General features: G+C 57.0%; 17 protein-coding genes. 9 read left to right on the top strand and 8 right to left on the bottom strand.

Features of this window, described 5'->3' with window-relative positions; genetic code table 11:
* Together F8N44_RS31920 and F8N44_RS28360 are read right to left on the bottom strand one after the other, a co-directional pair.
* Positions 1-998 (bottom strand): AAA family ATPase (locus tag F8N44_RS31920; RefSeq protein ID WP_224794826.1); only part of this gene is annotated, 998 nt, incomplete at its 3' end.
* 317 nt (positions 999-1,315) lie between these two features.
* Positions 1,316-2,119 carry a 2OG-Fe(II) oxygenase gene (locus tag F8N44_RS28360; RefSeq protein WP_150652657.1) on the bottom strand — a complete coding sequence of 268 codons (804 nt, stop codon included), beginning with the start codon at positions 2,117-2,119 and terminating at the stop codon, positions 1,316-1,318.
* Between the two features lie 265 nt (positions 2,120-2,384).
* Here F8N44_RS28360 and F8N44_RS28355 point away from each other — a divergent pair, with 265 nt between their 5' ends.
* Positions 2,385-3,356: an AraC family transcriptional regulator gene (locus tag F8N44_RS28355; RefSeq protein WP_150652656.1), complete on the top strand. Its 972-nt coding sequence runs from the start codon at positions 2,385-2,387 to the stop codon at positions 3,354-3,356.
* Positions 3,357-3,874: 518 nt separating this feature from the next.
* Here F8N44_RS28355 and F8N44_RS28350 read toward each other — a convergent pair.
* A complete protein-coding gene (locus F8N44_RS28350) occupies positions 3,875-5,794 on the bottom strand; it encodes a tyrosine-protein phosphatase (RefSeq protein WP_150652655.1) in 1,920 nt (639 codons plus the stop codon).
* 160 nt (positions 5,795-5,954) lie between these two features.
* Between F8N44_RS28350 and F8N44_RS28345 the strand changes: the two genes are divergently transcribed.
* Positions 5,955-6,404 (top strand): GNAT family N-acetyltransferase, encoded by a 450-nt coding sequence (locus tag F8N44_RS28345; protein WP_150652654.1) that lies wholly within the window; start codon positions 5,955-5,957, stop codon positions 6,402-6,404.
* A gap of 117 nt (positions 6,405-6,521) precedes the next feature.
* On the opposite strand, the gene F8N44_RS28340 is transcribed toward F8N44_RS28345, so the two are convergent.
* The gene (locus F8N44_RS28340; RefSeq protein WP_150652653.1) at positions 6,522-6,788 is read right to left on the bottom strand and encodes a hypothetical protein; all 267 of its coding nucleotides are present in this window, start codon (positions 6,786-6,788) and stop codon (positions 6,522-6,524) included.
* Between the two features lie 143 nt (positions 6,789-6,931).
* On the opposite strand from F8N44_RS28340, the gene tspO reads away from it, so the two are divergent.
* The 4 genes from tspO (at position 6,932) to F8N44_RS28320 (ending at position 9,579) form a co-directional block, all read left to right on the top strand.
* Entirely contained in the window at positions 6,932-7,372 is a 441-nt protein-coding gene (gene tspO / locus F8N44_RS28335) for a tryptophan-rich sensory protein TspO (protein WP_150652652.1), read from the top strand.
* Positions 7,372-8,385, top strand: coding sequence for an alpha/beta hydrolase (locus F8N44_RS28330; protein ID WP_150652651.1), 1,014 nt, complete (start codon positions 7,372-7,374; stop codon positions 8,383-8,385). The genes tspO and F8N44_RS28330 overlap by 1 nt, the downstream gene beginning before the upstream one ends.
* A gap of 79 nt (positions 8,386-8,464) precedes the next feature.
* On the top strand, positions 8,465-9,091 hold the full coding sequence (locus F8N44_RS28325) for a DUF3885 domain-containing protein (protein ID WP_150652650.1): 627 nt from the start codon (positions 8,465-8,467) through the stop codon (positions 9,089-9,091).
* Positions 9,092-9,168: 77 nt separating this feature from the next.
* Positions 9,169-9,579, top strand: a complete 411-nt coding sequence (locus F8N44_RS28320; RefSeq protein WP_150652649.1) for a hypothetical protein — start codon at positions 9,169-9,171, stop codon at positions 9,577-9,579.
* A gap of 41 nt (positions 9,580-9,620) precedes the next feature.
* Here the strand turns inward: F8N44_RS28320 and F8N44_RS28315 are convergent, their stop codons facing one another.
* On the bottom strand, positions 9,621-9,929 hold the full coding sequence (locus F8N44_RS28315; RefSeq protein WP_150652648.1) for a hypothetical protein: 309 nt from the start codon (positions 9,927-9,929) through the stop codon (positions 9,621-9,623).
* A gap of 469 nt (positions 9,930-10,398) precedes the next feature.
* On the opposite strand from F8N44_RS28315, the gene F8N44_RS28305 reads away from it, so the two are divergent.
* Positions 10,399-12,258: an ABC transporter ATP-binding protein gene (locus F8N44_RS28305; RefSeq protein WP_150652646.1), complete on the top strand. Its 1,860-nt coding sequence runs from the start codon at positions 10,399-10,401 to the stop codon at positions 12,256-12,258.
* A gap of 208 nt (positions 12,259-12,466) precedes the next feature.
* Positions 12,467-13,456 carry a hypothetical protein gene (locus F8N44_RS28300; RefSeq protein ID WP_150652645.1) on the top strand — a complete coding sequence of 330 codons (990 nt, stop codon included), beginning with the start codon at positions 12,467-12,469 and terminating at the stop codon, positions 13,454-13,456.
* Between the two features lie 209 nt (positions 13,457-13,665).
* Here the strand turns inward: F8N44_RS28300 and F8N44_RS28295 are convergent, their stop codons facing one another.
* Positions 13,666-14,079 carry a PaaI family thioesterase gene (locus F8N44_RS28295; RefSeq protein ID WP_150652644.1) on the bottom strand — a complete coding sequence of 138 codons (414 nt, stop codon included), beginning with the start codon at positions 14,077-14,079 and terminating at the stop codon, positions 13,666-13,668.
* A gap of 215 nt (positions 14,080-14,294) precedes the next feature.
* Between F8N44_RS28295 and F8N44_RS28290 the strand changes: the two genes are divergently transcribed.
* Complete coding sequence (locus F8N44_RS28290; RefSeq protein WP_150652643.1) at positions 14,295-14,825, top strand: adenylate kinase; 531 nt, start codon at positions 14,295-14,297, stop codon at positions 14,823-14,825.
* A gap of 18 nt (positions 14,826-14,843) precedes the next feature.
* Here the strand turns inward: F8N44_RS28290 and F8N44_RS28285 are convergent, their stop codons facing one another.
* Positions 14,844-15,944 carry a GlxA family transcriptional regulator gene (locus tag F8N44_RS28285; protein WP_150652642.1) on the bottom strand — a complete coding sequence of 367 codons (1,101 nt, stop codon included), beginning with the start codon at positions 15,942-15,944 and terminating at the stop codon, positions 14,844-14,846.
* A 53-nt stretch (positions 15,945-15,997) separates the two neighbouring features.
* The gene (gene gabP / locus F8N44_RS28280) at positions 15,998-17,398 is read right to left on the bottom strand and encodes a GABA permease (RefSeq protein ID WP_150652641.1); all 1,401 of its coding nucleotides are present in this window, start codon (positions 17,396-17,398) and stop codon (positions 15,998-16,000) included.
* Positions 17,399-17,617 lie beyond the last annotated feature (219 nt).

The raw sequence follows: 17,617 nt of genomic DNA, 5'->3' as shown, positions 1-17,617 counted from the left end.
AATAAAGCACGGGCCTGAACCAATATCTCTTCAGCAATCTGGAAATAGCTCGAGCGCAAAGTCGCAACTGCTCTGGAATCAGCTTCAAAGGTTTCATCAAAATAGTCAGTAAGATTTTTTTCGAAATCATGGGGGATATTCTGTTGGCAAAACGGACACTTTTCGTCTGTATGCTCCAGAAACTTCACACCCTGCAGAACCCAGTCGCTATTACCCAACCTCTGAATAATAGCTGAGATACTGACATCGTCTTTACCAATTATCTTCCTTATTAAAACCGGACTATCTTCAAACACAATTAACCGTCCCAAGTCCAAATTTGGAACAGAAGAAATTATCGAAGGCTCCTCACCATATAGCACCAAGGCTCGTGCTTGCAGGTCGGCCAAGTCGACCAATGGCGAAGTATTACTCGCATGCTCTTTAAGAACCCTCGCTTTGAACGCCTCTTTATTGTTTCTCAAACCGGTGAAAGCACCCTTGAAAAGCTCGTCATGTTTTGTTTTTTGCTCCCAGCACCGAACGACCAGTTTTGCCTCTAAAGAAACGAGTTCGGCATTCTTTCCTGTTTTACTATCCTCACCGTCAAGAAGAATGGTTGACTTCGTCTTCATCTGTTCGTGGCGTTTTTTTTCATCCTTAAGTAACGCCAAGCGATCAAGCTGGTTTTGCTCTGCCTTCCCAAGCGTGAAAACACCTTGAAGCTCTTTCGAGTCAGTAAAGTTAGAGGTAATAAAATCATTGTTGTAGATCATTGCTGGGATCTGGATGTTCCTCAGCCACTTGATTTGAGAATGTACCGAAATGGCGGGATTCCCGATTAACCGGCTGATTGTGGTCTTGCCCGCGCCGTTTGCTCCGTAGAAGAAATTAATTGGTTTTAGGTCAACAATTTCTTCGGATTTATCGGGGCTGTAGGTGGCGATATTAGAAAGGCTAATCGACTCGATCATTCTTCGTACCCATGCAGGAAGCAGAGCTAGGCTGGCGGCGCTCACTTAAATATCGAGGGTCGTGACCGCACGGATAGCGGTCTGCCCACACCTCAATCGCGTACTGGCGATTAGCTATCCAGCCTAGGCGTCCCGGCTGGCTTTGCAAGTAAACGCCTGCGAATTTTCTTTTCTGCTAACCGACCCGACAGCAGGAGGCACACACACCATCTCTGCCCTTGTGAGTTCTCTTCTAGCTCAACTTTTTTACCGATCGCCCTCGCCCGAAGCATTTCAGATCCCAAGCTGCCTGCAATCATCCTCATAGTTTCAAAAAAGAGATTTAATAAAAGGCAGCCTAATTATTTCCGCCCTATGTCACCTTAATCCCTCTTCTTAAACACCTTATTCAAGTAATACCTCAAACTCCACCGATCCTTCGGCCGCGGCTTATAGTGCGTTTTATTCCTCTGCCCCGGCTCCCCGCCCACCCCACTCGCCGTGTAGTAATAAAGCGCAATCGACCGCCGAGTAATGTGTTCCGGCGTAGTCAACGGCTCCGGATGCCCATGGTTGCTATCTTTATCCGTATTAAAAATCACACACCGGTTATAAATCGGCAGCACCTTCTTCAGACACTTCTTCATCCCCACATCCCAAAGCTCCAGGTTGCCGCCGTACGCCTCCTGCCAGTCCTCGGTCAGGTAAATGATCACGTTCAGCCGCCGCTCCACGTTGAGCTTTTTGTTCAACCGAAAATCCGAGTGCACGCCGAGGAAGCCGCCGGTTTTGGTTTCGTGTAAGCCACCACCCGCGAAATAAGGGTCTGGAATCAGCCCTTGAATGCCGGTGAGTTTTTCGAGGAATTCGAGCATCGGTGCGGAGTTGAAGGTGTTGAAGACGTTCTTCAGGTACGGGCTGCAGGCGTTGGGGCTGATCTGGCGTTTGAGTTGGCCTTTGTAGCCGCGCTCGTAGGTCTGTTCGTTGCTGGTCGGTTCGACCGGGAAGTGTTCGCGGATGCTCGCGATGACGTCTGCTTGCAGGAAGTTGTCGATGATGATGTGCGGGAATGGCGTGGCTTGGGTGTATTCGCTGGTCAGCGATTCGCCGAAAGCGCTGGCAGCGTTTTGGTCGAAGTCGAGTTCCGGGGTCAGGGTGATGGGAAGTGTTTGTGTGTTGGCTTGCATTGCCGCTCCATTAATTCGAAAGCTTTCAGGTCGCAGTAAACAGGGGCTGGCGTTCGGCGCGGTGCCTCTGTTTGTTCGCTGAGTAAAGTCGCTAGCAGGTTGCCATGTCGGCAATGGCCTGCCGAGTGTCCTTCGCTTAAACATGGCACGGCGGTGTTACGGCATGTTTCCGACCGTCACAAACCCGTCATATTTCCTCTGCTAATCTCCTCTGCGCCCTACCCTACACCCCTGTCCTAGAGCCCCAAAAGAAGGTGCCGCCAAGGTGTTTCCGACTCCCGTTCGCCAACAAATCATCCTGCGCTCCGACAACCTCCGTTCGGACGATTTCGGTGCAATGTTTTCGAAATTGTTTGGCAACCGCTACGCGGACAACCCGCCGCTGCCGTCGAACATCATTATCGGCGGCGTTTACGGTCGGCACGATGGCGTGAGTTTTCGGCGGATGCATTATAACGGTGATTTCACCGTCGCTTTCCCTGATCCACAGGATGAGATCACGTTCGTCATTCCCACTGCCGGCAAGATCGTTTTCAACCACGCTACTGAGTCCATCGGTGTGTCGCACGTGGGGCTGGCAATCGATAAGGCAGATATCCGTTCGATGCGCTTCTTTGATGATCACGCGCATCACGGGATGTCGATCAATCGTCTTCAGCTCACCGAGCGACTGTCGACGCTGTTGGATAAACCGATTCTGCAGAAGATTGTTTTTGAACCCAGCGTGGATCTGAATTCGGCGGCGTTTCAGGGGATCAAGGCATTGATCGATCTAGCCACAGGCACCGAGTTTGATCTGTTGATCAACAGCGGGACGTTGATGCCGTCGCGCTTGCGCGAGATGTTGGTTGATGCGGTGCTGGAGGCTTGGCCGCATAACTTTTCCGAGGCGTTGCGGCGGCCGACGGCGATGGTTGCCCCGCGGCATGTGAAGTTGGCGGTGGAGTTTATTCAGGCGCATCCGGAGCAGTTGGTCAGTGGTGTGGATCTGGCGCGGTCGAGCCATGTCAGTCAGCGCGCGTTGCAGGAAGGGTTTCGGCGGTTTGTCGGGATGTCGATTGTGGCTTATCAGCGGCAGGTGCGGCTGGAGCGGGCTTATGAGGTATTGAAGCAGCGGGGCTCGGGGTCGGTGACTGAGGTGGCGTTGCGATTCGGGTTTAGTAATGTGGGGCGGTTTTGTCGGTATTTTCAGGGGGCTTATGGGGTGAGTCCGGCGGAGTTTCGGGCTCGGGGGTGATTGGGTAACAGGTTTGCAAGGTAACGTGTGGTGAGAAGATTTAGCTAAACGTCGCACCGCGCCGATGGGTCGCTAAGCGTGGGGATGGCACGCCGGCGCGGTTGATTGAGGAGTGGGCGCGGGTGCGTTTGACCGAGTTGGCCAGTTGATTTTGCGGTGACTGCTTTCCCCTCACCCTAGCCCTCTCCCCAAGGAGAGGGAACCGAGCCGGGGATATTGAAGATCTACACCGACTTGAGAGTCTTGCTTTGAATCCATAATCGCCTCGATCTTTCAGGTCGATGCATGACGCAAGACGCCTCGGTCAGTCCCCTCTCCCTTCGGGAGAGGGTTAGGGTGAGGGGCTTTTGATTGGCTGCTATTGGATGGAATCAAATTTGTGGGAGCGAGCTTGCTCGCGAAGGCGGTGGGTCAGTCGATTTGATGTTGACTGGTCTGGTGCTTTCGCGAGCAAGCTCGCTCCCACAGTGGTTTTGGGGTGTTTGTTGGATTGGGGTCTTCCTTGACCCCGTTTTCTTTTAGAACGCGTAGCTGGCCTTGAGGCCGCCGTTGAAGCCGTGGCTGTCGCCGCCGCCATTGGCGCCGATTTCTGCGCCAAGACTCAGGGCGCCGAGGCTGGCCATGACGTTGACGCCGCCGCTGAACTGGTCGCGGTTGTCGAAGGCCGCACGTTGTTCGATGTCGAGGCCGAGCAGGTGGCTTTGGCTGTCGACCTGGTTGTCGCCCAGTGCGCGTTCGTAACCGACTTGCACGCCCGGCACCAATTGCCATGCGCCCATCGCCACTGGGGCGAAAGCGACATTGAGGTTAGCGACGGCACTGCGGCGGGTGGCGCTGTTGTCGTCGACGTCGAGGGAGAGTTCGCTGCCCTTCTCTTTGAAGCCGTTGAGGTCGAGGTGACTGATGCGCAAACCGAGGCTCGGCTCGAAAGTCATGCCGTTGACCGGGGCGCGGTAGCCGAGAGCTAGCGTGGCACCGGTGAGGTTGCCGTGGCTGTTGCCTTTCGCGGTGCCGAGGCCGCCGCCGAGGTCGCGTTTGCTGTCGTAGTCGATGTAGCCGGCGCTGGCATTGGCGTCGAGGAACAGGCCTTGTTCAAGGCTGGTGAAGCCGTAGCGGGCGCCGATGTTGAGGAAGGTGAAGTCGGTATCTGCTTCACCACCCGCGCCTCCGACGCTGCCCTTGCTGTAACCGAAACCGCCGCGTGCGCTGAGTTGTTCGCTGAAGCGTTGTGTGATGCCGACCATCAGGCCTTGGCTGTGCTCATTACTGCTTTCGGCGTGGGCCGAGCCGTCGGTGCCGAGGTAGCCGGCGAGCGCGGTGGTCCAGAGGCGGTATTGGCCAACCTTGAGGTCAGTGCCGCTGGCGAACGGCGCGGCGGCTTGTTCGATCATCGCGTTTTGGCGCAGCAGGTAGCTGGCGGCGTCGGCGTGGACCTGGCCGCCGACCTGCGATTCGACGCCGCCGAGGGTGCCGGCGTCGATCGCCGATTGCAGGTAATAGTTATAGGCGCTGTAGGTGCCGGACAGGTTGGTGTTCTGCAATTGGCGAAGCAGTTCGGCGCCAGCGGCGGCGTTGCCGATCAGCCCGGCCTGACCCGGCAGGCTGTTGTATTCGACCAGTTTGCCGCGCAGCACATAGATCGTTTCCTGCGACAGGCCGAGGCCTTGTTTGAGGTAATTGTCCATGCTGCCGTATTGCGCGGTGACTTCGTCGAGGCCGGCCTGAAGGTAGCTGGCCTGCACACCGAGCAGCGGCTCGTAGATGGCGGCCATGCTCGGCGGCAGTGCTTTCAGCGTGGCTGCGACGCGAGCGGCGGTGTAGTCGTTGGTCGCCAGATAGTTGGCCATGATGGTGGCGTTGTCGACCCCGGCGATACTTTGCAACACGGCGGCGGTCCAGCCGGTGCGATCCTTGCCGGCGGTGCAGTGGAACAACTGCGCGGCGTCGACGCTGGCGAGTGCGTTGAACAAGTTGCCGAACTGGCTGCGCATGCCGGCGTCGCTGACGAACGCACGGTTGGTCTGCTCCATCATCGCGATGGCGTCGGCGGCGCTTTTGAAGGAGATATTGGTGATGTTCGAGCCGGAGGTGGTGCTGCCGATGATGTCGATGTTCTGCCAGGTTGCGCCGCTGATCATCGTGTCGGGGGTGGCGGCGATTTCGCTGGGGGTACGCAAGTCGTAAACGGCTTTGATGCCGAGGCCGTTGAGAATCGCCAGATCGGCCGCGGTCGGCGTCAGCGCGTTGGAACGGTAGAACACCCCGGCGCGCATCGTGCCGTCGTGGGCCGTGGTGTACGCGGTGGTGATGCCGGCGACGTCGCGGAAGTTGTCGATGCCTTGCAGGCGCGGCGTGTCGAGCGGCACAGACTCGGCAGCATGGGCGGCGGCGATGGACAGGCTCAGTACGGACAGCGAACACAGAAGACGTTGAAACACGGTGCAGCCTCATTGTTTAAGCGTTGGGCTGTTCACTATGGGTAGGCAAGTGATACTGAATATGACAGTTTTGCTTTGAAGGGAAATGGCTGCGCGAATGGGCCGTGGGGTGCGTGATTGGTCCATCCACCGGCAGGGAAAGTCTCAGGGACTAACGAAAATGGATGATCAGATTCGGATCGCAACAGGCGAAGATGCCGCCATAATCAGTGAGCTCATCGTGAGGACTTTGCGTGAGTCCAATGGCCGCGACTATTCGCCAGATGTTATAGCGCAGGTTCAGCGCAGCTTTTCGCCGCAGGCAATTCCGGGCTTGCTGGACAAACGTCAGGTTTATGTGGCGACTTTGAATCAGCACATAGTGGCCACCGCCAGTCTTGATCAGGATGTGGTTCGCAGCGTGTTTGTCGAGCCGGGCTGCCAGGGCAAAGGGCTGGGCAAGCGGCTGATGGAAAAGCTTGAGTCGGTCGCTGTTAGTCAGGGTTACACAAAGCTGCACGTGCCCTCTTCGATCACGGCTGAAGGTTTTTATCGATCGCTTGGATTCGACAGGATTCGCGACGAATATCACGGTGCCGAACGCACGATCATCATGCAAAAGCGATTGTGACCGAAGCGGCAGAACCACTGTAGGAGTGAGCCTGCTCGCGATAGCGGTGTGTCAGCCAACCGATGTGAGGATGACACTGCGCTTTCGCGAGCAGGCTCGCTCCCACAATGACGGGTGTCAGTTGGTCTGGCTGACGACGTTGATGTCCGTGATCCCTACTCGCTCGGCATGTTCGAGGATCTGCTCGGGCGTTGAATCTGCGGTGGGCATGAGCAGGCCGTTTTCCGCGTCGCCCAAGTGCAGTTCCAGCAGATGCATCGCGGCTTCGTGCTCGGACAACTGCTGTTCCTTGAGTTCAAGCAGAAAAGTCCGGGGCTCGCCGTTGAATCGATATTCGATGTGATAGGTGTACATGATGTCATCCGCTTCAGTAGGAAAAGGCAACTGAATATCCTGACGCGATGGTCAGTTTTTAGTTCAAATTGAATCGCCTCTCAGATCAATCTGGAATTCATGGCAAACTTTTCGCGCGCTGGGGCGTCCTTTTCTTAAACCCCTTACCGGCTGAGTTCAGCCAAGGAATGGCGATGACCTTCTTCATTTTTCTTCTAGCCTGCGCAGCAGCGGCAACCACCGGCGTGATGTTCAAACCGGGGCCGTGGTACGAAGGGCTGAACAAACCTTCGTTCACCCCGCCCAATTGGGCGTTCCCCGTGGCCTGGACGATTATCTATCTGCTTCTGGCCTGGGCAGGTTATCGCTTGAGCCTGATCCCCGGCAGCCAGACTGTGCTGGCTCTATGGGCGGCACAGATTGCACTGAACACGCTGTGGACGCCGGTGTTCTTCGGCGCGCATCAGGTGCTGGCGGCGATGGTGATTCTCACCGTGTTGTGGCTGGTGGTCGCGGCGATGGTGGTGCTGGCGATACAACTGGACCTGATCACGGGGTTGATCCTGTTTCCTTATCTGGCGTGGTTGTGCGTGGCGGCAGCGTTGAATTTTTCCATCCTGATCAAGAACCGCTGATGAGCAATGCCAATTGGGGTACTGCAACACCGTGGCCGCAGGGCGAGCGCGAGTTGAATGAGGTGCGGGCCTTCAACAGGAAGTTGGCCTGGCTGCCGCGCTTCAAGATCCGCAATCGCCTGACGCCGCGTTTGATTCAGGCGCTGTTACGCGTCAGCCAGATCGGCGGCTCAGGCGCACTGCGCAAGTTTGGCCTGAAGGCCGAGCGCAAGCTGATTGATAACGTGCCCGTGCGGATCATCCGCCCCAATGGCCCGGCGAAAGGCGTGGTGCTGGATTTTCACGGCGGCGGCTGGGTGATCGGCAATGCGCAGATGGACGACAACTTCAACGCGGCCATCGTCGATACCTGCGAGGTGACGGTGGTTTCGGTCGACTATCGATTAGCGGTTTCGACGCCGATTGAAGGTCTGCTGCAAGACTGCCTGAACGCTACTCGCGGAGTATTGAGTGATGCCGAATTTGCCGGTCTGCCTGTAGTGGTGGTCGGTGAATCGGCGGGCGGTCATCTGGCGGCGGCGACGTTACTGGCGCTGAAGCAGTGGCCGGAGTTGCTGCAACGCATCAGCGGCGCGCTGCTGTATTACGGCGTCTACGACCTGACCGGAACGCCAAGCGTACGCAGCGCGCCTGCCGACACACTGGTGCTGGACGGCCCCGGCATGGTCGAGGCGTTGCGCTTGCTCACGCCGGAGCTGACCGACGAACAACGCCGCCAGCCACCGTTATCACCCCTGTACGGGGACTTCAGCGGTTTCCCGCCTGCGCTACTGTTTGCCGGTGAGCTCGATCCGCTACGCGACGACACCCTCGACATCGCCAAGCGCTGGGCGCAATCAGCGCCGGTCGAGATGTACCTGCTGCCCTCCTCACCCCACGGTTTTATCCACTTTCCCACGGCCATCGCGCAAGGTGTGCTGGCCTATAGTCGGAAGTGGATTTCGTCGCGCATCGAGGCCGTTGGTTCGCCAAACGCCAGCAGCTTCAGCGTCTCGTTGAGTTCACCGACTTAGCTCAGGTGTCACGGTTACAGTAAGATCTGTCCGCACCTCCTTGCCCAAGGAGACAGGCTCTTGAATACGAAGGGATAACGTGAACCTAAGAGAAGAAATCGAGAGGATTTTTGAGGGCAAAGCCTTCGCCAGACCGCTTTACTATTCCTACCCCGGAGGACTGCGCTTCGAGCTCTCCGAAACGGGCGGGATCATCGAGCAGTTCCTGACCGCCCTACGAAAATCGACAACGATCTGCGGCGATATCTTTTCTGATGCAGAAACGTTTGTGGTGTGTCTGCGCACTCACTCAGGCAGCCATGGATTTATGCATCGGGCCACGATTCAGGCATTTCGATCTGCCGGCGTTGATATTCCTCCTGAACGCTCAGTCTGGAGTGAGGAGATAGATGTCGAAGAATGGTATTGCGAAGAAGAGCCTGAGTACTGGATCAACATCGCGTTCGAAGCGCCGATCGCAAGCCTGCAAGCATTTCTCTGGTGCGCGTTGGCTAAAGATTTTGGTGTTATCGAGTCCAATCCCCACGTTGATGTGTATCTGTTCAATCTGCCGAAACAGGTCATGGTTTTTCCCTACGACGACAGAGGCATGGATGTCGTCGGCCCTAATGCACCGCTGCTTTCGCAACTGTACGAGCGGCACAATCAATACCTGCTGGACTATGACCGCTCGGCCATGGACGCCACGTTCGCAGGGGCGCGTTAGTCGCTACACCTGGCGCTGACATCAGCGACGAATCCAAAAAGGGAGCTTTTGGGCGTGAACAATACTGGGGGCGCAATATGGAAATAGATCGTCTGCTCAAGAAGCGGCAACTCAATGTGCAGGAACAGAATGCGGTGACTGCCCATCGCCTGACGGAAACCGCTCGATTCTGGCGTGATACCAATATTCCCGAGGCCTTGACACGTTTCGGCGAGCGCCAAGGTATTGATTGGTCAAAAACCGTCGTACTCGATCTTGAAGTCGACTTCCCTGGAATGCCACGCCTGTATGGCTTGATCCTCGATCAAACGGAACGCTTCATAGCGTTTCAAATTGACACCGACAGTGACCATCAACACGTTGAGTTCGTAAGCCAATGGGAGAATGTCTCGGCGCATCAGAACCATACGGTTTCCCAACGCGGCACTGGCAAAGGGTTTGCGGTGATCGCGTTGCAGGTCAGGCGTGAAGTGCTCGCACAACGATAGGCGCCGGTTTTCAGGCAAGCGCGGTCAAGCATGAACAGCGCCTAACGGAACTTCCCACTCCAACGCTTGAACGCCTGCCGCCCGCGCAAAACGCCCCAGCAGAACCACAGCCCGGCGCCAGTCGAGGCAATAAAAACAGCAATGGTCACCAGCAGATAAAAACCGAAGCGCCACGGCTGTTGATCGAAGACCAAGTGTTCGCGGACTTTGGAAACGCCTCGCCCCGTCGTGACGTCGAACTGCCAAAGGGTCGCGGCGCTGTGTATCGCATCAGCACTGGCCCACGCCCCGAGCAGACATAACAGCGCACCGATGAGCGAGTAGAAGCGAATTCGATAATTCGGGATCACGTGCGTTTCCTCTCCCTGGAAGGCCGACAATCACAGCGCTCAGGCGATGTAGAAGAAGTACAGCGCCAAGCCAAGCAACTGCATGAGCAGCAGGATGGAAAGCAAATGATTACACCCCCTCCACGTCTTGCTCACTGGTCGGTTTTTTGCCACTCGGTAACGGAGATAACTGTCGAGTGAAAGTGACGCAGTGGGGATCAACACGAACAAAAACGTCAAAAAGAAATTAAACATTTCCTTTGCCCGTCGACTCCCAACATGAAACCGGATTTGTTCGCTGCATCGTGCACTGCTCAAGTCGTCTGAGCAGACAGCTTAGCTGATCGGCATGTACCCGGGATCCTTGGGGTTCTGCCACATAGTGATCCCGGGCAATAACACTTAGTGGGGACAAGTCGGTGACGTGCGATCCCTCAAAGCCGCCATTAAGTGGCAAAATCCCCCGACATTGATCATTTCGGAGACCACAATGCTTCGCGTGTTTGAACAACGGCTCGACCCATTTCCTCCCGACGAAGCACCACCTCCGCCCGTCGGCCTGATGCGGTTCCTGTGGGCCTGCACACGCGGTGCACGCGGTTATATCCTCGCGCTGGCGCTGCTCAGTGCCGGTGTGTCGATCTATGAAGCCTGGCTGTTTTCCTTTCTCGGCCAGGTCGTCGACCTGCTCTCGACGTGGCAGGCCGGTGGCGGTGTCAACGCGCAGGAAAGTCGCGTGCTGTGGGGCATCGGCATTGTGTTGTTCATCAGCATCGGGCTGGTGGCGCTGCGGACCATGGTCCAGCACCAGATATTGGCGATCAATCTGCCGCTGCGGCTGCGCTGGGACTTCCACCGGCTGATGCTGCGGCAAAGCCTTTCTTTCTTTTCCGATGAGTTTTCTGGGCGAGTCACGACCAAGGTCATGCAGACCGCGCTGGCCGTGCGCGAAGTGTTGTTCACGCTTATCGAAATCGCACCGGGCATCGGCGTTTACTTCATTGCGATTATCGCCCTGGCCGGCGGCTTTGCCCTGAAACTGATGCTGCCGTTCATTGCCTGGCTCGCATTGTTCGGGCTGGCCATGGTTTATTTTGTGCCGCGCTTGGGGAAGGTCGGCCAGGAACAGGCCGACGCTCGATCATCGATGACCGGGCGCATTGCCGACGCCTACACCAACATCACCACGGTGAAACTGTTCTCGCACTCCAAGCGTGAAGCGCATTTCGCCCGCGCGGCGATGGAAGATTTCAAGCTCACCGGTTTTCGCCAGATGCGTCTGGTCAGCCAGTTCGAAATCGTCAATCAAGCGCTGGTGGTCGGGCTGATTATCGGCGCCGGCGGCTATGCCCTGTGGCTGTGGCATCTGGGCCAGGTCGGCACCGGTGCGGTGGCGGCGATTACCGCCATGGCGTTGCGCATCAACGGCATGTCGCACTGGATCATGTGGCAGATGACGTCTCTGTTCGAAAACATCGGCACTGTGCAGGATGGCATGGCCACCCTCACCCGCGGCCCCAAGGTGCAGGATGCGCCGAACGCCAGCGTGCTGGTGCCGGCTGGCGGCGCGGTGACGTTCGACAAGGTGAATTTCAACTACAACGGCGAACGTCAGGTCCTCGACAATTTGAGCCTGAGCATCCGCGCTGGCGAGAAAATCGGCTTGGTCGGCCGCTCCGGTGCGGGCAAATCGACGCTGATCAATCTGCTGCTGCGGTTTTACGATGTCGACAGCGGTGAGATCCGCATCGACGGGCAAAACATCGCGCACGTGACGCAAGACAGTCTGCGCAGCGCAATCGGCATGGTCACTCAGGACACGTCGCTGCTGCACCGCTCGATACGCGACAACATCGCCTACGGTCGCCCGGACGCCACCGACGAAGATATCCGCCGCGCCGCCGCCAATGCCCAAGCCGACGGTTTCATCAGCCAGCTCAGCGACAAGCAAGGCCACAGCGGCTACGACACCCTGGTCGGTGAGCGCGGCATCAAGCTTTCAGGCGGCCAGCGCCAACGCATCGCCATCGCTCGCGTGATGCTGAAGAACGCGCCGATCCTGTTGCTCGACGAAGCCACCAGCGCGCTGGACTCTGAAGTCGAAGTGGCCATTCAGGAAAGCCTCGATGAAATGATGCAGGGTAAAACCGTGATCGCCATTGCCCATCGGCTGTCGACGATTGCGGCGATGGATCGACTGATTGTCATGGATGAGGGGCGGATTATCGAGCAAGGGACGCACACTGAACTGCTCAACAGAAACGGCATTTATGCGCGACTCTGGCAGCATCAGAGTGGTGGGTTTCTGGGTGAGGATCAGGGCGTGGCGGCGGCGATGGATCAGGCTTGATGGGGCTGAGCCCGAATGGGAGCGGTCGTACAAGAGCGACTGCTTCCCGTAGCCTCCCGACTCTCAAAACTTCCAACGATATGGTTGACACTGATGCTCATCATCGCGCTGCGCGGCGAAGGCTCAAGGCCGACAATTTCAATGCTGGCTTGGGGCAATCTGCAGCTAAGATATAAGTCCGATTTCGCCACATAAGGTTTTTTTGCGAATGAGCAGAGGTATCAAGATGCTGTCCGCACTGGATGCTGCCAACCGGCCGCAATCACTCCAGTCCCTGCAGCAATTGATTGACACTAACCAACTAGTCCCCCCGCTCCGGTGCGACGGGAAAAGTTGCCTGACGCCCGTTCGGTTCGTGCCGCAGCGCATAGACCCGAAAAAAGAGAATTCGGTGAGGTCGGCCTACATAGGGTTGACGGCAAGTGTATCGTCAGATCACACCGTGACCTGTCAATACAATGCTCTCGCGCAGCTCAATGCCATTCTGGCCGCTCAGTCGGATCCTAACTTCATCGGCGCGCTGGACAAAGGAGCGAAGGAACTGCGTCTATTGCTGATGCACAATAAAATCGGGGGGGAGAATCAGCCAGCAATTACAGGAGCAGATTCAACGGCTGACGGGCGCTCCGCGCAACGTAAATCAAACAACTACAAACCTACCAGTACTCAACTGGATAGCTACCTGCGAACGACTGCCGATATTCTCAAATTACGTAAGCTCTGTGAGGACGACAAACTGCTTGCGCAGACCCTCATCTTGCGTTTTGGGCAGCAAAAAATTTCTTGGAGTGATTTTTATTTTGAGCATGGCCGTTACGAAGACGCGTGGAAGATGGCAAATAAACAAGGGGATGCATGTCACCCTTTCGCAGTAATGGGAACAGTGGAACAGTTCCGCGCACCCGCCGACGGAGCGGAGCACCCGATTGGCTGGCTAAAATTTAGATCGGAACGGGACAAGCCGAACGCAAAAAACGTTGCGAACTCGTTTTCAATCAGTGTTGGCGCCCGGGAATTAGCTTGGTTGAGAGCATTCCCTGCTGGCACAGAGATCATTATGTTTGGCGTCTGGAAGGCATCGAAACCAACAAAGAATATTTATAACGTTCCCAGCGACCCACCTAGGCAAATCACCTACTCCAATCACGGCTTAATTCTCTATCCTAAATTTCACTCCCAGCTCTTTGAGGTAAGTTAGTCGCCTCCAGGTTGCCAAGAAAAACGCAGTGCACAGCAGGCGAGGTTAGTCAGGCTCCTTTGCGTCTGCGCCCAGGGCCGGAATAGCGAAGCCTGGTGTCGCAAATCAGCGTTTTCAACACTGGCCCCCGGACGAATTAACCTTCAACTACTCGCTGTGCATCAAGATGCGCTCTACCGACTGCCAATGCCGTAATAGGCAGGCACAGCTCAACCCATTGGCACCGCAAACACCGCACTGGCCCGCGCAACGGTTCGCTCACCAACATATAAACCAACAGCGGCAAACGCCAGTTGGCGTCCTTTTTTCGAGTACTCGAGGCGCACTTCCAGCCACTCGTTCATTTTTACGGCACCGAGATAATCCAGGGTCATGCTCGCAGTGATCAATGGCTGCGGAGGGTCGCTGGAAAATGCCATGGCGTACCCCATACCGACATCGGCCAACGTCGCCAGTACACCGCCATGCAAGGTGCCCCGGCCATTGGCATGGCGTGAGTCGGTCAGCAATCCCAGTTCCAGTTGCAGCCCACTACCCTTCGCGTAGATCGGACCAAGCAGATCAAGCAGCGGACTGCTGCGGGTAAATGGGGTGTAACCCTCGGGAATTGCGGTGGCGTCCATGATCCCTCCGTGTGCCGGCGACTCACCGGCGTCATTGAGCTGAATACTTCGATTCAGTCGCAAGGTTTATGGGGAATCATGTAACGGGGCAAGCACTATACGGATGCGGAATCTGCAGCGATAAAACGTGCGTCCAGAATGAACGGTACTGACACCCGGGGAGCTATCTTGATACCTTGCCGAACCCGAAACAGGCACTTGTTCAAGGAGGAAAATTGCGTATCTACATTACAGGCGCTTCGTGTGCAGGCGTGACGACATTGGGGCAGAACCTCGCCCTTTTGCTCGACCTGCAACACGTCGATGTCGATGATTATTACTGGCTGCCCACCAATCCTCCGTTCACGACTAAACGACTACCCGATGAACGCGTTTCATTGATGCAGCGAGAACTCGGCGACGACGATTGGGTGTTGACCGGCTCGTGTATCAATTGGGGAGATGCGCTGATTGCCCATGCCGATCTGATTGTGTTCGTTGTCACACCTACGCCCGTTCGCCTTGAGCGGCTGGCGGCACGGGAAAAGCAACGCTTTGGAGAGCGGATTGCACCCGGTGGCGATATGCATGAGATACATGTGGCCTTTCGAGAATGGGCCTCGCAATACGACAATCCAGACTTTTCAGGACGCAATCGAGCGTGGCACGAGTCGTGGTTATCAGCGCAAACAGCCCCGGTGTTGCGAGTTGACGGCATGAGAAGTACTGAAAAAATGGCTGCGGATGTCATTCAGGCTTTGTCGTGATCGCGGGAACCAGAACGATCAGCCCGTCGACGCCAGATCGCCACCCTCCACCATCCGAACGCTGGCAAACGTCGATTCGTTGCGTGCCTGATCAAACGTCGTCAGCGGCTTGATCATTGACGGCTGCGCTACCGGTTTACGGCTCATCTCAGAACCGGATCGCTCGTCGCTCGGCGGCACGCCAAAGTGCTCGCGATAGCATTTGGAGAAATGCGGAGTGGAGACGAAACCGCAGACATATGCCAGCTCAACGATCGACAAGGACGTCTGCTTGAGCAGTTGCCGCGCTCGAATCAGCCGCAACCTCAAGTAGTAACGCGACGGCGTGCATTGCAGGTATTTCTGAAACAGCCGCTCCAGCTGTCGCCGTGACAGGTCGACGTATTCGGCGAGGTTGTCCAGGTCGATCGGCTCCTCGACATTGGCCTCCATCAACGCCACCACTTCTTGTAGCTTGGGCTGATGCGTACCGACCACGTGCTTGAGCGGCACGCGCTGCTGGTCCTGCTCGTTGCGGATGCGTTCGTAGACAAACATCTCGGAGATGGCGGTGGCCAGTTCACGACCATGATCGCGCGCAATCAGGTGCAGCATCATGTCCAGCGGCGCGGTGCCGCCGGAGCTGGTGAAACGGTTGCGATCGAGGGTAAAGAGGCTGGTGCTGACGCTCACGCGCGGGAAAGCTTCTTGCATGGCCGCCAGAAATTCCCAATGCACGCTGCACTCGTAGCCGTCGAGCAACCCGGCTTTGGCCAGTGCCCAGCTGCCGGTGCACACCCCGCCCAAGCGTTTCGATTGACGCGCCAAGGCTTGTAACCAAGTCGTGTGCTCGCGGGTAATCGAACTCTGGATGCCGACGCCACCGCAGACGATGACCGTGTCCGCCACAGCGGGATTGCTCCACGCTCCATCCGGCGTGATCGGCACGCCGTCGCTGGCCCAGACCGCCGCGCCACCGGGGCTGAAGGTATGCCAGCGATACAGCGTTCGCCCCGTCAGTTGATTGGCCATGCGCAATGGCTCGACGGCGGACGCCAGCGACATCAGGGTAAATTTGTCCAGCAGCAGAAAACCAACGGTTTGTGTCTTACCGTCGGCCGCGGTGGGGGTCGATGACATCATTTCCTCATAAGGATCAGGCTGAGATGCAGCATCAGGTTAGGGTTAAACACCTACCCCGCCGACGTGACCCTCGCCGCCGGCGCAGGATGCCGCGACGTCAAAAGACCAATAAAGGAAATCGCCAGCGCCAAGCCGATGGTGGTGGTGACTTCGGTACGGTGTTCCGGGGTGATCATCATCACCGCCAGCGCGGCACAAATGAACACGATCACCAGCCAGGTCAGCCAGGGGAATAGCCACATGCGAAAGGTCAGTTCGACGTTGCGCTGTTGCAAAATCCGCCGCATGCGCAACTGCGATACCGCGATGGCCAGGTACACCAGCAAGGCAATCGCGCCGGAGCTGGCCAGCAGGAATTGAAACAGCCCGGCGGGCATGAAGTAGCTCCACACGGTGATTGACGCACCGATCACCGTGCTGGCGATGACCGCGGCGCGCGGCACACCTTCCGAGGAGGTTGCCTTGAGCATCTTCGGCGCATCGCCACGACGACCCAGCGAGAACAACATGCGTGAGGCAATGTAGATCGAGGAGTTCATGCAACTGGCCACGGCAATCAGCACGACTACGTCGACCATGAACTTGGCGTGGGGGATGTTCATGATTTCCAGCGCGCGCTGATAAGACCCGACCGAGGCCAGCAACGGATCATTCCAGGGCACCACGGAGATCACCACGAAGATCGACAGCAGGTAAAACACGCCGATGCGCCAGATCACCGAGCGCGTGGCCTTGGCAATGTTGCGCGACGGGTCATTCGATTCGGCAGCGGCGATGGTCACCGCTTCGGTACCGATGAAACTGAACATGATGGTGATGAACGCGCCGACCACCGCCGACAAGCCGTTGGGCGCAAACCCACCGTGCTCGGCCATCAGCCCGCTCAAGCCGCTTACTTCGCGATCGGGCACCCAGCCCATCAACACGGCAAAACCGACACCAATGAAACCAATGATCGCCACGACCTTGGCCATGGCGAACCAGAATTCGAACTCACCGTACTTGGACACGCTGAACAGGTTGGTCACCACCAGCGCAATGATCGAGCCCAACGCGAACAGCCAGGCATCGACGTGGGGAAACCACTGGTTCAACACATGCCCGGCCGCCAATGCTTCGATGGGAATCACCAACACCCAGAACCACCAGTAAAGCCAACCAATGGTGAAGCCCGCCCAGCGTCCGATTGCCTGGTCGGCATAGGTCGAAAACGAACCGGTGTCCGGATTGGCCACCGCCATCTCACCGAGCATGCGCATGACCAGCACCACCAGCAAACCGGAGAACAGATAAGCCAGAAGAACCGCCGGCCCCGCCGCCGCAATGGCATGCCCCGAGCCGACGAACAATCCGGCGCCGATAATCCCGGCGATGGACAGCATGGTGACGTGACGAGGCTTGAAGCCCTGCGCCAATTGGCTACTCGAATCCATGGAGTTCGGGCTGATCATTGGTTTTTTTATTCTCTGCTGATCGACATTCAAGCGAGTTGACTGGGCAAACGAGCACGATCGTTGCCTGCTGAACCTCGAAAGAAGCCCGTTCAACCGCCGCAGTTCTTATCAACCCCATGATCTGATGGGGTTATTTTGATGTGAAGACACGTCACCTTACCCGGCCTGCCGGACGACTCAATAGCCTGATTGCGCCATGATTGTGTCTGATATCGA

It is taken from the genome of Pseudomonas fluorescens, assembly GCF_902497745.1.
Lineage (GTDB): Bacteria > Pseudomonadota > Gammaproteobacteria > Pseudomonadales > Pseudomonadaceae > Aquipseudomonas > Aquipseudomonas fluorescens_BM.
This window is presented reverse-complemented; position numbering and strand designations above follow the sequence as displayed.

Excerpts from the sequence above, each read along its gene's own strand:
- F8N44_RS28360 (WP_150652657.1), bottom strand. The coding sequence starts at position 2,119 with ATGCAAGCCAACACACAAACACTTCCCATCACCCTGACCCCGGAACTC.
- F8N44_RS28345 (WP_150652654.1), top strand. The coding sequence starts at position 5,955 with ATGGATGATCAGATTCGGATCGCAACAGGCGAAGATGCCGCCATAATC.
- tspO (WP_150652652.1), top strand. The coding sequence starts at position 6,932 with ATGACCTTCTTCATTTTTCTTCTAGCCTGCGCAGCAGCGGCAACCACC.
- F8N44_RS28330 (WP_150652651.1), top strand. The coding sequence starts at position 7,372 with ATGAGCAATGCCAATTGGGGTACTGCAACACCGTGGCCGCAGGGCGAG.
- F8N44_RS28320 (WP_150652649.1), top strand. The coding sequence starts at position 9,169 with ATGGAAATAGATCGTCTGCTCAAGAAGCGGCAACTCAATGTGCAGGAA.
- F8N44_RS28305 (WP_150652646.1), top strand. The coding sequence starts at position 10,399 with ATGCTTCGCGTGTTTGAACAACGGCTCGACCCATTTCCTCCCGACGAA.
- F8N44_RS28300 (WP_150652645.1), top strand. The coding sequence starts at position 12,467 with ATGAGCAGAGGTATCAAGATGCTGTCCGCACTGGATGCTGCCAACCGG.
- F8N44_RS28295 (WP_150652644.1), bottom strand. The coding sequence starts at position 14,079 with ATGGACGCCACCGCAATTCCCGAGGGTTACACCCCATTTACCCGCAGC.
- F8N44_RS28285 (WP_150652642.1), bottom strand. The coding sequence starts at position 15,944 with ATGTCATCGACCCCCACCGCGGCCGACGGTAAGACACAAACCGTTGGT.
- gabP (WP_150652641.1), bottom strand. The coding sequence starts at position 17,398 with ATGATCAGCCCGAACTCCATGGATTCGAGTAGCCAATTGGCGCAGGGC.